At 56.6% G+C, this 14,007-nt stretch carries 11 protein-coding genes; 6 read left to right on the top strand and 5 right to left on the bottom strand.

The window, feature by feature from the left end; all coding sequences use genetic code 11:
- The first annotated feature begins 56 nt into the window (after nucleotides 1-56).
- From tsaB to U738_RS21985, 3 genes are read left to right on the top strand one after another with little or no spacing between them, the layout of a single operon-like run.
- The gene (gene tsaB / locus U738_RS21995; RefSeq protein WP_035585450.1) at nucleotides 57-755 is read left to right on the top strand and encodes a tRNA (adenosine(37)-N6)-threonylcarbamoyltransferase complex dimerization subunit type 1 TsaB; all 699 of its coding nucleotides are present in this window, start codon (nucleotides 57-59) and stop codon (nucleotides 753-755) included.
- Complete coding sequence (locus U738_RS21990; RefSeq protein ID WP_035585448.1) at nucleotides 752-1,495, top strand: class I SAM-dependent methyltransferase; 744 nt, start codon at nucleotides 752-754, stop codon at nucleotides 1,493-1,495. The genes tsaB and U738_RS21990 overlap by 4 nt, the downstream gene beginning before the upstream one ends.
- A 36-nt stretch (nucleotides 1,496-1,531) precedes the next feature.
- Nucleotides 1,532-2,653 carry a phospholipase D-like domain-containing protein gene (locus U738_RS21985; protein ID WP_035585446.1) on the top strand — a complete coding sequence of 374 codons (1,122 nt, stop codon included), beginning with the start codon at nucleotides 1,532-1,534 and terminating at the stop codon, nucleotides 2,651-2,653.
- Between the two features lie 10 nt (nucleotides 2,654-2,663).
- Here the strand turns inward: U738_RS21985 and U738_RS21980 are convergent, their stop codons facing one another.
- Nucleotides 2,664-3,323 carry a YecA/YgfB family protein gene (locus U738_RS21980; RefSeq protein WP_035585751.1) on the bottom strand — a complete coding sequence of 220 codons (660 nt, stop codon included), beginning with the start codon at nucleotides 3,321-3,323 and terminating at the stop codon, nucleotides 2,664-2,666.
- A gap of 63 nt (nucleotides 3,324-3,386) precedes the next feature.
- On the opposite strand from U738_RS21980, the gene U738_RS21975 reads away from it, so the two are divergent.
- The 3 genes from U738_RS21975 (at nucleotide 3,387) to U738_RS21965 (ending at nucleotide 7,009) form a co-directional block, all read left to right on the top strand.
- Entirely contained in the window at nucleotides 3,387-3,935 is a 549-nt protein-coding gene (locus tag U738_RS21975; RefSeq protein ID WP_035585444.1) for a SprT family zinc-dependent metalloprotease, read from the top strand.
- Nucleotides 3,936-4,127: 192 nt separating this feature from the next.
- Nucleotides 4,128-6,077: an acetate--CoA ligase gene (gene acs / locus U738_RS21970; protein WP_035585443.1), complete on the top strand. Its 1,950-nt coding sequence runs from the start codon at nucleotides 4,128-4,130 to the stop codon at nucleotides 6,075-6,077.
- 269 nt (nucleotides 6,078-6,346) lie between these two features.
- Nucleotides 6,347-7,009 carry a response regulator gene (locus U738_RS21965; RefSeq protein WP_007113812.1) on the top strand — a complete coding sequence of 221 codons (663 nt, stop codon included), beginning with the start codon at nucleotides 6,347-6,349 and terminating at the stop codon, nucleotides 7,007-7,009.
- 45 nt (nucleotides 7,010-7,054) lie between these two features.
- Here U738_RS21965 and U738_RS21960 read toward each other — a convergent pair whose 3' ends face one another.
- The 4 genes from U738_RS21960 to U738_RS21945 all read right to left on the bottom strand — a co-directional run bounded on the left by U738_RS21960 (nucleotide 7,055) and on the right by U738_RS21945 (nucleotide 13,816).
- Entirely contained in the window at nucleotides 7,055-10,996 is a 3,942-nt protein-coding gene (locus U738_RS21960; RefSeq protein ID WP_035585441.1) for a hybrid sensor histidine kinase/response regulator, read from the bottom strand.
- Between the two features lie 127 nt (nucleotides 10,997-11,123).
- Nucleotides 11,124-11,633 (bottom strand): hypothetical protein, encoded by a 510-nt coding sequence (locus tag U738_RS21955; protein WP_035585439.1) that lies wholly within the window; start codon nucleotides 11,631-11,633, stop codon nucleotides 11,124-11,126.
- Between the two features lie 134 nt (nucleotides 11,634-11,767).
- Nucleotides 11,768-13,549 carry a sodium:solute symporter family protein gene (locus tag U738_RS21950; protein ID WP_035585436.1) on the bottom strand — a complete coding sequence of 594 codons (1,782 nt, stop codon included), beginning with the start codon at nucleotides 13,547-13,549 and terminating at the stop codon, nucleotides 11,768-11,770.
- A 6-nt stretch (nucleotides 13,550-13,555) separates the two neighbouring features.
- Nucleotides 13,556-13,816 (bottom strand): DUF4212 domain-containing protein, encoded by a 261-nt coding sequence (locus U738_RS21945; RefSeq protein WP_007113808.1) that lies wholly within the window; start codon nucleotides 13,814-13,816, stop codon nucleotides 13,556-13,558.
- Nucleotides 13,817-14,007 lie beyond the last annotated feature (191 nt).

Raw genomic sequence — 14,007 nt, 5'->3', positions numbered from 1 at the left:
TGTTGGCGTGACAAAGGTATAATGCCGCAATCTTTCTTTCGAGTGGCCAATTTGCTATGCCGTTACATCTGCTTGCCCTGGACGCCTCTTCAAGCGCCTGCTCTGCAGCACTGCTGCGCCAAGACGACTCGGGCACTGAGTGCTTGGCGCGCTTTGAGATGACGCCCCGCGCCCATACCCGTCGGCTGCTGCCGATGGTGGATGAAGTGCTTGCCGACGCACAGCTAACGCCTTCCCAGCTTGACGCCGTGGCCTTTGGCCGAGGCCCTGGATCTTTTACTGGCCTGCGTATAGCGGCGGGAGCCGCTCAAGGGCTGGCGTTTGGCCTCGACTGCCCATTGTTGGGTGTGTCTACCTTGGAAGCGTTAGCGCTGCAGGCCCATCGCCGCTACCACCTTCGCCACGTGGTGACCGCCTTGGATGCGCGCATGGGCGAGGTGTATGCCGCGACCTGGCACTGTCTTAAAGACACCCTTACCCCTATGAGCAAGGAAGCCGTGCTCGCGCCTGAGGCGCTGCGCCTGCCAGGGGAAGAGACCGACTGGGTCGGTGTGGGCAGTGGCTTTACGCTGTGGGAACGCTTCACTGTCGACGTACAGCTCAGCATGCCCCAACATTTGGATGATTTAGAGCCCCGCGCCGAAGAGATGGCGTGGCTGGCGGCGCGTGATTTTGCCGCTGGGCTGGGGCAAGCCGCGCATCTGGTTCAGCCGGTTTATCTGCGCAACGACGTGGCCTGGAAAAAGCCTGCATGAGTTTTGTAGAACGCTATGTTGAGAGCCTCGTTGAGAACGACGTTGAGGGTATTGTTCTACCTGATGACCTGCGTTTAGAGCAGCGCGATGAAGGGTTAGTGCTGATCGGTGATGAGAAGCGCTACGGCAAGCCACTCAGCGTTGACTTTGCGGCGGGCAAAGCGGCTCATCGGCGCCGCTTCGGCGGTGGCCGTGGCCAGCTAATTGCTAAGGCCTGTGGGCTTGCCAAGGGAGTGACGCCCAGTATCGTTGATGCAACGGCAGGGCTGGGGCGTGATGCCTTTGTATTGGCTAGCCTAGGCGCCCAGGTGTTGTTAATTGAGCGAGTCTCGGCGATTGCGGCGCTGTTGGAGGATGGCTTGAAGCGTGCCTCCAGACATAGCGATACGGCGGAAATTGCTGCCCGGATGACGCTGCGTCACGGCGATGCCGCTCAAACCTTGGCGGAGCTTGTCGCCAGTGCTGACTTTACGCCGCAGGTGATACATCTGGATCCGATGTTTCCCCATCGTGAAAAATCGGCGTTGGTGAAAAAAGAGATGCGCCTGTTTCGCGAATTGGCCGGTGATGATGACGATGCCCCACGCCTGCTGGAAGCGGCGCTGGATGTGGCGACGCATCGCGTGGTGGTAAAGCGCCCCCGTAAAGCGCCGCCTATTGCGGGTCCGGCACCGCAGCATACCCTTGAGGGTAAAACCAGCCGTTATGATTTGTATGTCCATCGTTCATTAGTGCGTTAATCGGCTTACTTATTAGCGCTAACGCAAGGAGCATCCATGCAGAACGCGTGGCGAGAAGGTAATCGATTTACGCTGCTACCGGAGGCCACACGCTTTCTACCCGCTATGTTTGAAGCGGTGCATGCCGCGCGGCACTATGTGTTGGTAGAGCTCTACTTGATGGAGTCGGGGGAGCTGGCAGATCAAGTCAGCGATGTGCTGATTGAGGCTGCCCAGCGCGGCGTCAGCGTCTGCTTGCTGCTGGATGGGTATGGCGCGATGGGGCTCTCCAGTGATGATCGTCTAAACCTACTGCACGGCGGCGTTCAATTGCGCTTTTTTAACCCCATTGGCTTTCACTCTTTAGCGCGGAACCTGAGCCGCGATCACCGCAAAATAGTGGTTGTTGATGGTGAGCTTGCTTTCACTGGCGGATTTGGCGCAGTGGATGAGTTTCTCAACGCCTGGTACGAAATTGCGCTGCGTATTGAAGGCCCGGTGGTGGCCGAGTGGGAGCTGCTGTTTCGGCGCCTGTGGCACTCGCGGCTGACCCGCGGTGAGAAGGGCGATGGCCGCGCGGTGGCTCTCCCAGAGCGCCGCGAGCCTAAGGCGCTGGCCAATGGCGTGCCGGGGCGGGCAATGTCAGCCCGTGGCTACCGTTATCAAGCAATTCGCCACTCGCTGCACCACCGTGTCAGTCAGGTCGAGCAGCGTCTCTGGCTGTGTACGCCCTATTTTGTGCCCACCTTTGCCCTGCGTCGACGCTTGATTAAGGCGGCTCGTCGCGGGATTGACGTGCGTTTATTGTTGCCGGGGGCCAAGCATGACCATCCCAGTGTGCGTTTTGCCGGTCAACGCTTCTATCACACTATGCTCAAGGCAGGGGTGCGCATTTTTGAGTTCCAGCCGACCTTTATCCACGCCAAGTTTGTGCTCGCCGATGAGTGGGTGAGCATTGGTTCGTGTAATTTTGATCACTGGAATCTGCACTGGAACTTAGAGGCGAACCAAGAGGCGATGGACCCTCAGCTAGCGGCTGATGTGCACGCCCTGTTCGAGCGTAACTTTGCCGCCAGCGAGGAGGTAGACGCCGCGGCTTGGGCGGCACGGCCCTGGGGCCAGCGCGCCCGTGAGTGGCTCTATGGCGTGCTGGATGCCATTGTGACGCGGCTTAAGTAACGAAAAGTGCCTAGCGCTTTTTGCCCTTTGCCGGCGTTTTTTTACGCGGTTTGGGTTTGGGGGTTTCCGGCGGCACGCGGTAGTGCAGGTAAAGATCCAACACCAGTTCCGGCAACTGCACCACCAGCGACTCTTGACGCGTTTGATCTTTCGCCAGCTCGGCCATATCCGGCTCGTCGTCGAATAGCCCAGAGAGCAGCATAAACGGCAGCAGCAGCGTGGCGGCGGCCTCTTCATCGTCCTGGAACCAAGCGCTCTCGTCGCTGAAGACGCCCTCCATAAAGCCTGCACACCAATCGCCAATGGGGGTATCTTCGGCGGGTTCGCCGCCTAGCGTTAGCTCAAAGGGGAGTTCCGGTAAGCCGCCTTGTTCAAGTACCGCCACCGCGTTGTCACGCAGCAGTGTTAGCAGGGTGATAATCTCATCACGCTCGCTATCATCGGCATAGCGTGGCTCGCCCTGAAACAGCTCCGCCAGCCACTGGGTCGGCGGCACTTCGCTAGGCGCCACCGCAAGCGCCACTAAAAAGCCATGGGCGGAGATCAGGTCAAGGGCGTCTTCACCCACTTGATCAGAGTCGAGGAAGTCGTCCAGTCTATCCAACTGCTCATCCTCGAGCAGTGGCTGCGGCGGCGTGTTGGTGTCGGGCGTGTCACTGCGCTCTGCCATGGGTAAAGCCTCATCTATACAATCGTTCATCAATGGTTATCTTTAACGGCTAGTTTATCACTAATGAAGACATTACCACTGCCCCCTTGGCCCGCCGCTGAATTGGCCGCCATGTCGGAAACAGCGTTACACCGGGCCGCGCGGACGCGCGTTGAACAGGCGTGGCAGCGCTGTTGTGAAGTGAGCCCTGCGCTGCCAGCCCCCAAAGTGTGGTTTAACCTACGCGGCGCGTCGGCCGGTCAAGCCCACCTGGGGCATGGCGGCTTACGCTTAAACCCGGTGCTGCTGAATGAAAACCGCGCAGCGTTTTTTGACGAGGTGATTCCCCATGAAATGGCCCACTGGCTGGTGTTTCATTTGGACAATGGCCCGCGTTTAAAACCCCACGGCCGCGAGTGGAAAACGGTGATGCGTGATCTGTTTGGCTTAGTGCCCAGCGTGACCCACCGGTTTGATATTAAGCAGGCGCAGTCCGCACCTTATCGTTACCAGTGTGATTGCCGGTTTCATCAGTTTACCCCGCGACGTCATGCTTTAGTGGTAAACGGGCGCCGTTACCGCTGCCGACACTGCGCTAAGACGTTGGTCTACAGGCCGGAAGATGTGCTTTGATTCGTTTATAAATATCTGTTTTTTAAATGAAAAATGCTAATACCAATGTCTAAAGGGAAGCCCGCGTGAGGAGGTTTATGCTAGGGGCACATTACTGGGTGTCGATACGACGAATAACGTTCAATAACCCCTGACACAATAGTATCGACTATATTTTCTAGAGAGTGCATTTCCACGGACAGAGGCAATTTCATGAGCAATCAACAGAACGTCTATCCGGTGCGCGACGATTTCGCCGCCAATGCCTGGGCCAACCAAGCCAAGTACGAGGCCATGTATCAGCAGTCGATGGACGATCCGGAAGGCTTCTGGGCTGAGCAGGCTAAACGCCTTGACTGGATTAAAGCGCCCAGCAAAATCAAAAACACCTCTTTTGCACGTGACAATGTTGATATTCGCTGGTTTGAAGATGGGCTGCTTAACGTTAGCGCCAACTGCCTGGATCGCCATCTAGACAAGCGCGGCGACCAAACGGCGATTATTTGGGAAGGCGATAATCCCAATGACTCCAAACACATTACCTATCGCGAGCTTTATGCACGTACCAACCAGCTTGCCAACGCGTTGAAAGAGCTGGGCATCGGTAAAGGCGACACCGTAACACTGTATATGCCGATGATTCCCGAAGCCGCCATGGCGATGCTTGCCTGTGCACGTATCGGTGCAGTGCACTCGGTTGTCTTTGGCGGCTTCTCACCCGATGCCGTTGCTCAACGGGTCATTGGCGCCGACTCCAAGCTGGTGATTACCGCCGATGAGTCGGTGCGCGGTGGCAAGCACGTGCCGTTGAAAGAGAACGTGGACGCCGCGCTAACCCGCGAAGGCACTGACGTGTGCAAAAACGTCCTGGTGGTGAAGCGCACCGGCGGTGAGATTGAGTGGAAAGAAGGCCGCGATGTGTGGTTTGACGAGCTGGTCGACAAGCAGTCCAGCGAGTGCGAAGCCGAAGCTATGGGCGCCGAAGACCCGCTGTTTATTCTCTACACTTCAGGCTCAACCGGTGCGCCTAAAGGCTTGAAACACACCACAGGTGGCTACCTGACCTACGCCGCCATGACTCACCAGTACGTGTTCGACTATCAAGAGGGTGAGATTTACTGGTGTACTGCGGACGTTGGCTGGGTCACCGGGCATAGCTATATTGTTTATGGCCCCTTGGCGAACGGTGCGACCACCTTAATGTTTGAAGGTGTTCCCAGCTATCCGACCCATGGTCGGCTGGGCGATATCGTTGATAAGCACAACGTTAATATCCTCTATACTGCGCCCACCGCGGTACGTGCACTGATGGCCCATGGCGATAACGTCATGGATTCGAGCAAACGCGATAGTCTGCGTCTGCTGGGCTCCGTGGGCGAGCCGATTAACCCGGAAGCCTGGGAGTGGTTCTACCGCGTTATCGGCAACGAAAAATGCCCGATTGTGGATACTTGGTGGCAAACCGAAACCGGCGGCATCATGATTGCGCCGCTGCCGGGCGCTACGCCGCTTAAACCGGGTTCTGCGACGGTTCCTTTCTTTGGTGTGAAGCCCGCTCTGGTGGATAACGAAGGTAATATCCTGGAAGGTGCCACTGAAGGCAATCTGGTGCTTCTTGACGCTTGGCCGGGGCAGGCGCGCTCTATTTGGGGTGATCACGAACGCTATACTCAGACCTACTTCTCGACCTACGACGGTATGTACTTCACCGGTGACGGCTGTCGTCGCGATGAGGATGGTTACTACTGGATCACTGGCCGTGTGGATGATGTTCTGAACGTGTCCGGTCACCGCATGGGGACCGCCGAAATTGAGTCCTCGCTGGTGGCGCACAGTGCCGTTGCTGAGGCAGCCGTTGTTGGCTTCCCGCACGATATTAAGGGACAAGGCATCTATATCTATGTCACTCTGAACGACGGTATTGAGGAGTCCGACGAACTCAAAAAAGAGCTGACGCAATGGGTGCGCAAAGATATTGGCCCGATTGCTTCGCCGGATGTTATTCAGTGGGCGCCAGGCTTGCCGAAAACCCGCTCGGGTAAAATCATGCGCCGTATCCTGCGCAAGATTGCCGCTAACGAGTGTGATGGCTTGGGCGATACCAGTACGCTGGCGGATCCGTCGGTGGTCGATGAGCTGATTGAGCATCGCGTCAATCAATAATGGTGACATCGATCTAAGCTGTTTAGCCGCCCCCAGCCCTTGATAAAACCGTGCCGACCCGAGTAGGTCGGCACGACTGTGTTTGTAGATACGAGTTTATAGATATGCGTTTATAGATACGCATTTCACTTGTATGAACTATCTATTATAAATTGTGCATGTGATGCTTGGGCATGATGAAGCCCATGGGGTACCATGCTTCACAACCGTAAGAGCCTAGCGTCGCGGCGGCAGACAACCCCGCTGCTCGAGGAACCGGAGGAATATCCATGGCAGTAGCTCATAAGTTTATCGTCGCTGACGATCACCCGCTGTTTCGTGCAGCGTTGACCCAAGCGTTACGCCAGTTGGCCCCCCAGGCGGAAATTGTCGAAGCGGATACCATGGAAGCCACCACTGATGTGGTGAATCGCCACCCCGATGCCGACTTGATTCTGCTGGATCTGCATATGCCTGGAGCCCACGGCTTCTCAGGTTTGATCCAACTGCGCGGCCAGATGCCCGATATCCCCGTCGCGGTGGTGTCAGGCAGCGATGAGCCCTATGTGGTCCGTCGTGCTATTGACTACGGCGCGTCGGGTTTTATCCCCAAATCGTCTTCACTGCAGCTTATTGCTGAGGCCGTAGGCGAAATCCTACAGGGCGAAGTGTGGTTGCCCGAGGCGTTGGCCAACGTGCTGGAAGAGACCAGTGAAGAGGAGTCGCGCTTTGCTGAGGCGATTGCATCGCTAACGCCCCAGCAGTTCCGCGTTTTGAATATGCTCACCGAAGGCCTGCTGAATAAACAGATCGCTTATGAACTGAGCGTCTCTGAAGCGACCATCAAGGCCCACGTGACTGCGATTCTACGCAAGCTGGGCGTTCACTCCCGCACCCAGGCAGTGATTGCTGCCCAGAAGCTGGAAGTCGAACCGCCAAAAGTGGTGTCGTAAGGACGTCCTTTATTCACCGCTTGATAAAACCATCATCTGCGGCGCTTAACGCGCCGCGCGATTGGCCTGTAAAGTGCGCGTCAGAAGCGCCCGCAGCGCCGCCGGTTTAACGGGCTTCAGCAGTAGTTGATAGCCCGCCCGCTTAATCTCTTCGGCCACCGCTTCGGTACGATCTGCAGTAATCACGATCCCCGGTACTGCCCCCTCAAAACGCTCGCTGAGCGCTTCTAGCGCCATTAAACCGGTCACTTCGTTGTCCAGGTGGTAGTCCGCCAAAATAGCGTCCGGGTCGCCATCCATATTGCGTAGTATCGACTTGGCTCCGCCGATACTGGTGGCGGTAAACACCTCGCACCCCCAGCCGCTCAGCATGGCGGTCATGCCTTCCAGAATCAGCGTCTCGTTGTCGATACACACAATCCGCGTTCCGCTCAGCTTATGGCTACCGCGTCGGTTCTGTGGTTCTAGCTCGGCACTGCTCGCCTCACGGGCGGTCACAATCGGCACGCTAACCGAGAAAACCGCCCCTTTGCCGACCGTCGAGCGTACTTTAATGGGGTGGTCCAGCACCCGGCTCATACGGTCGGCAATCGAGAGACCCAGCCCCAGCCCTTTTTCACTCTCTTTGTGTCGGGAGACCTGATCCAAGCGGCGGAATTCCTGGAAAATCTCGGTCAGCTTGGATTCCGGAATACCCGGGCCGCTGTCCCACACTTCAATTGATAACCAGCCGTTGTGGCGGCGACAGCCCAGCAGAACGCGACCCTCTTGGGTGTAGCGAATCGCATTGGACAAGAAGTTTTGCACAATACGCCGCAGCATTTGAGGATCTGAGTCGACCCAAAGCTGGGTAGGCACGACTTCTAAGTCCAGCCCGCGATCGTCCGCCATCACTTCAAATTCGGCGCGTAGCGGGCGGAAGATATCCGCTAGGGCAAAGTGACTGCGCCGCGGCGTTAAGGCGCCTGCGTCCAGCTTGGAGATATCCAGCAGGGTGCTTAGCAGTTCCTCGGCGGCCTGCAGCGAGTTATCGATATGGCCAACGATGCGCTGGGTGTCGGTAGTGGTCACGTTTTGCATCAGCGCGGAAGTAAATAGCCGTGCCGCGTTAAGTGGCTGCAGTAAGTCGTGGCTGGCCGCGGCCAAAAAGCGCGTCTTAGAGGCGTTGGCATCTTCCGCGAGCTGCTTAGCCTGGCGCAGAGCAAGCTCCGCCTCAGCGCGCACCCGGTTCTCCTGGCGCAACGCCGCGTTGGCTTCAGAGAGCGCCTGGGTGCGTTCGCGCACGCGCTCCTCAAGAGTTTCGTTGGTCTCTTTAAGGGCAATTTCGGCCTGACGGCGCTCGGTAATGTCCTGATAGAGTGCAAAGAAGCCCAGGATGGCCTGACTGTCGCCAAAGTGCGGCGTGTAAGTGACCAGCATATAGCGCATGGCCTCGTTGACCCGCAGCGAGACTTCAAAGCTAACCCGCTCACCGTTTAGCGCGCGGTTCACCCAAGGTGTGCGCTCCTCTGCCTGCTTGACCGGCAATACGTCTTCAAAGCGGCGACCAATCACCGCATTGCGGTCAATATTGAACGCCTGCTCATAGGCGCGGTTGGTAAACAGATAGCGGCACTCTTTATCGAAGTAAGCAATCAGTGCGGGCACGTTATCGGTGTAGATACGGATATTGTTTTCCGAGCGAATCAGCGCCTCTTCGATACGCTTCTGCTGGGTAATATCCTGGTAGGTATACACAAAGCCGCCGCCGGGCATCGGGTTGCCCTGCACCTCCAGCACGCTGCCATCCTGGCGGTAGCGAACGTAGCGGTGGGGTTGGCCTTCGCGAATATTGTCGAGTAGCAGTTGCACATGCTCTTCCGGGTCGCCCGGGCCGTATTCACCGTTGTGAGCGTTGTAGCGGAAGATGCGGTCAATGGGAGCGCCAACGCGAATTAAGTGGTCAGGGAAGCGGAATAGCTCCAGATAGCGCTGGTTCCACACCACCAGGCGCAGGTTCTGGTCGACCACGCTGATACCCTGGTTGATATTTTCGATGGTGGCTTGCAACAGCGCCCGGTTGAACTCCAATACCTGGGAGGCTTCATCGACAATCGAAATCACATCCGAGATACCGATGCCGCGCCCTTGAAGCGCTGAGTTAACCACGATGCGCGCCGAGGAAGCGCCCAGCACCGAGGCCAGAAAGCGTTCGGTGAACTGGATAATATCAATTGAGGCGCGGGTGCCGTTGTCAAGTGGCTTACCCACCCGGCGGGCGTAGTCTTCAAAGGCGCGATCCACTTGGCCCGCGCCTAGAAAGCGCTCGCAGAGGACTTTTAAATCGCCGACGGTGGTCGCCCCGGTCCAGGGGCGGTTAACCGAGGTTTGGCGGGTTTCCACGCTATCGACAAACAGCGACGCCTGAATACGCTCAACTACGCGCTGGGAAGTGACCTGGGATACAAAAATGTAGCAGAACAGGTTAACCCCCAGTGACAGCATCACGCCGTGGGTAAAGCTGTCGCCTAAGTTGAGGCCGAATAGCGCTGTGGGGGATAGCCAGTTAAGCCCCAGTGGGCCGCCGTCAAGCCAGCCGGTGGGCAGCACGCCCGCATTGATCATGGCAGGCATCAGTAGGCTATAGGCCCAGATGGCGAAGCCCGCATTCATACCGACGATCACCCCAAGGCGATTGCCACGCTTCCAGTAGAGCCCGCCAATCAGCGCCGGAGCAAACTGGGCGGCGGCGGCAAACGAGAGCATGCCGATCGAGGCCAGCGAGGTGAATTCGGCAATCAGCTGATAGAAGCCGTAGGCCATCGCCAGCACGGCAACAATGGTCAGGCGCCTGGCGCGTAGCACCAAGCGGCCATAATCCCGCGCCTTGGTATCAAACCAACGCAGCCGGAACAGCGCTGGAATAACGATCTCATTGGAGATCATGATCGATACCGCCACGGCGGCGACAATCACCATGCCTGTCGCCGCCGAGAAACCGCCGATAAAGGTAAGTAGCGTTAACCACTGGTGGCCCGAGGCCATGGAAAGTGCCAGTACGTAGGTATCGGGCTCTACGCCGCTTTCAGAAAATAGCAAAAGACCAGCGGCGGCTAAGGGCACCACAAAAAACGCAATGGCTAGCAGGTAGAGCGGAAACAGCCAGCGCGCTTTGGTGGCGTCATCAGGATGAATATTCTCCACCACTGCCACATGGAACTGGCGGGGCAGACATAGAATCGCCAGCATCGCCAGCAGGGTTTGCGCCCAGAAACTCTGCCCAAAATCCTGATTGGCCAGCTGGCGCTGGAGTTCGAGTTGGCTTTCGGCGTGCCCCATTAGCTCACCCAGGCCATCGAACATGCCCCAGGTCACAAAGGCGCCGAGCACTACAAAGGCCAGCAGCTTGACCAGCGATTCGAACGCCACGGCGTGGATTAAGCCTTCGTGGTGTTCGGTGGCATCGGTGTGGCGGGTGCCAAATAGAATGGCAAAGATCGCCATCACGATCGCCACATAGAAGGCCGTATCGCCAAATAGCGGCGTATGGGTCACATCGGTGGCATCGGTCAGGACGCTGAAGGTGGTCGAAACCGCTTTCAGCTGTAGCGCGATGTAGGGCAGGGTGCCAACCAGGGCGACTAAGCTGGCAAAGGCGGCCAGCGACTGGGTTTTGCCGTAGCGGGAGGCAATAAAGTCGGCAATCGAGGTAACGTTTTGATGCTTGGCAACCCGGATCATCTTGGCCAACACCGGCCAGAACAGTAAAAACGTCAATATCGGGCCGACGAAGATACTCGCAAACGACCAGCCCGCGGTGGCGGCCTGGCCAACGGCGCCGTAAAACGTCCATGAGGTACAGTAAATAGCCAGCGCCAGGCTATAGATGATCGGACGCCGGCGAGTGGCGCCATGGGTACGCGCGCGGCGGTCACCGTACCAGGCGATGCCGAATAGAACGGCAATGTAGAGTAGTGATACCGCGACCAGTAGCCCGCCGTGAAACATGCCTTTCTCCCCGCCAGAGTGTGCGACCCACTAAACGTGCGCTAATAAAAAAGGCTTCATTCTAGGCGAAATGGAGGGTCGTGTACGACCATTCTCGAAGCTTGTTTATACCACAGACTTTATTTGTCTATGTGCACACGTTATTGAGTAGCGGAGATGTTTCGCGCAGCGTGCGTATCTCTTCGAGAATAGGCTCGCGAGACTCTTCATCCAGTGGGACCAACTCCCGGTTCTCACAATTGAGTACGTAGGGCTGGGTTATCAAAATATCGGTGTGGTGACGTTCAAACTGATAAAGAATAAATTCTGCTAAGCGGGCGCCGTCTTGCTCGCTGATGCGAATATTTTCACTATCGACCATGCTGAACTTAGTGGTCATGGGAATGGCAAAGGTCCATGGGCGCCATACCGCTGTGCTGCTCTCCGTTGATATCACTGTAGCGGTCTCAGGAAGTTGCGCCTGCTTATGTTCAAACCAGCTGTACTCGACCTGAACTTGATAGCCCAGCATACCCAGCGCGCCAAACACCGGCACTATCCACTTGGGCAAACGTTTGCCGCTCAAAGTGCGCAGTATCAAGCCAATCCCTGCAGCCGCAAGGCCTGCAAACACGGCGGCGATCAAATGCCAAATCATAAATTATCCTTTCAAAAAGCCGGCTATAAAAGCTATCTATAAAAGCCATCGGGCCTCCCGAAGGAAGCCCGATGGTAAGGTCGATCCCCAGCGTTATCACCGCATGGCGACAACGCGTTAGGAAGGAGTATGACTTAGTGATCTATCGCCATACCAGCACCTTTCGGATAGCGAACGCTTTCCACCAGATCCTGAATTTCCTGCGGCGGTGCAGCGGTCACTCTGGAGACCGCGAAGGCAACGACGAAGTTGATCATCGCGCCTACGGCACCGAAGGAGAGCGGCGAAATGCCAAAGATCCAGTTATCCGGCGTGTTTGCCAGCATATTGGTATCCGGCACGAAGAACCAGCCCAGGTAGGTAAAGATGTAAAGCAGGGTGCAAATCAAGCCCGCCAGCATACCGGCGACCGCGCCTGAGCTGTTCATCCGCTTGGAGAAGATGCCCATCATTAGCGCGGGGAACAGTGATGCACCGGCGATACCAAAGGCCAGCGCCACCGTTTGCGCCGCAAACCCAGGCGGATTAAGCCCCAGGTAGGTGGCCAGCAGTATCGCGCCGCCCATGGAGATTCGCGCCGCCAACATCTCGCCTTTCTCGGAGATCTTCGGATTGATCATGGTCTTGATCAAATCGTGACTGATCGCCGACGAGATCGCCAGTAGTAAGCCTGCTGCGGTTGATAGGGCAGCCGCGATACCACCTGCTGCGATCAAACCAATAACCCAGCCGGGCAAATTGGCGATTTCCGGGTTGGCGAGTACCAGGATATCGTTATTAACGGTTAGTTCGTTGCCTTCCCAGCCACGATCAGAGTAGTCAGCTGCATCGTTATACATCTGAATACGGCCGTCGTTGTTGAGATCGTTGAAGCTGATCAGGCCGGTTTCTTCCCAGGTGCGAACCCAGTCTGGACGCTCTTCGTAGAGAATCGGGTTTTGCGCAGCCTCTTCGTAGTTCTCAACCTGCCCTGCCATTTCGGGGTACACAGTGGTCGCTAAGTTCAGACGTGCCATCGAACCAACGGCTGGCGCGGTGAGGTATAGGAGTGCAATGAACACCAGTGCCCAACCAGCAGACCAGCGAGCGTCGGCCACTTTCGGTACGGTGAAGAAGCGGATAATAACGTGAGGAAGACCGGCAGTACCGACCATCAGCGACAGGGTGAACAGCACCATGTTGAGCTTGTTATCCACATCGGCCGTGTAATCCTGGAAGCCCAGGGCACTGACGACGTCATCCAGTTTTTCAAGCAACGGAATACCAGATTCAGTATGCGTGCTGAACATGCCGAACATCGGAATCGGGTTGCCTGTTAGTTGGAAGGCAATAAACACCGCAGGAATGGTGTAAGCGATGATGAGAACGATGTATTGCGCCACCTGGGTGTAGGTGATGCCCTTCATACCGCCAAATACGGCGTAGAGGAAAACGATCAGCGCGGCTAACCAGATACCCCAGGTGTTGCTGACTTCAAGAAAGCGCGAGAATGCCACGCCCGCACCGGTCATTTGACCGATAACGTAGGTAACCGACGCTACAATCAAGCACACGATCGCCACTAGGCGAGCGGTGTTGCTGTAGAAGCGGTCGCCAATGAAGTCGGGCACGGTGAACTTACCGAACTTACGCAGGTAAGGGGCTAACAGCATCGCGAGGATAACGTAGCCACCGGTCCAACCCATCAGGAAGGTAGAGTTGGCGTAGCCACCAGAGGCCAGCAAACCCGCCATGGAAATAAACGACGCCGCTGACATCCAGTCCGCCGCAGTGGCCATACCGTTGGTGATGGGGTGAACCCCACCCCCTGCGACATAGAAGTCTTTTGTTGAGCCGGCGCGCGCCCAGATCGCAATGCCTATATACAAGGCAAAGGAGGCGCCGACGAACAGTAAGTTAATCGCAAACTGGCTCATACCGGCTTACTCCCCAAGGCCAAATTTTTGATCGAGCTTGTTCATCTTCCAGGCATAGAAGAAGATCAGCACGATAAACGTTAGAATTGAGCCCTGTTGTGCAAACCAGAAGCCAAGATCAGTGCCGCCAACCGGAATGCCGGCGAGCAGTGGGCGAAACAGGATAGCGCATCCGTAAGAAACAAATGCCCAAACGGCCAGGCATCCGAAAATTAACCGGACGTTTGCTTTCCAGTATTCAGCAGCATTGGTTTTGTCGTCTGCCATTGTGTTGCTCTCCACTTGTGATTTTTAAGGTTGGGAAAGTTCACGAGGAATAGCGTGTGACCCATCAGGGCAATCGCACGTCTAAAGCCACTCAATCGTTAGGAGTGGTGAGTCAGTTCCTGTTGGCACGTCACCTTATTATTCGATATGAAATGTCGAGTTAGTTAGTGACGTGCGATTACCCTGCATGA

This window comes from Halomonas sp. TG39a, from assembly GCF_000744395.1.
GTDB lineage: Bacteria > Pseudomonadota > Gammaproteobacteria > Pseudomonadales > Halomonadaceae > Vreelandella > Vreelandella ventosae_B.
This window is presented reverse-complemented; position numbering and strand designations above follow the sequence as displayed.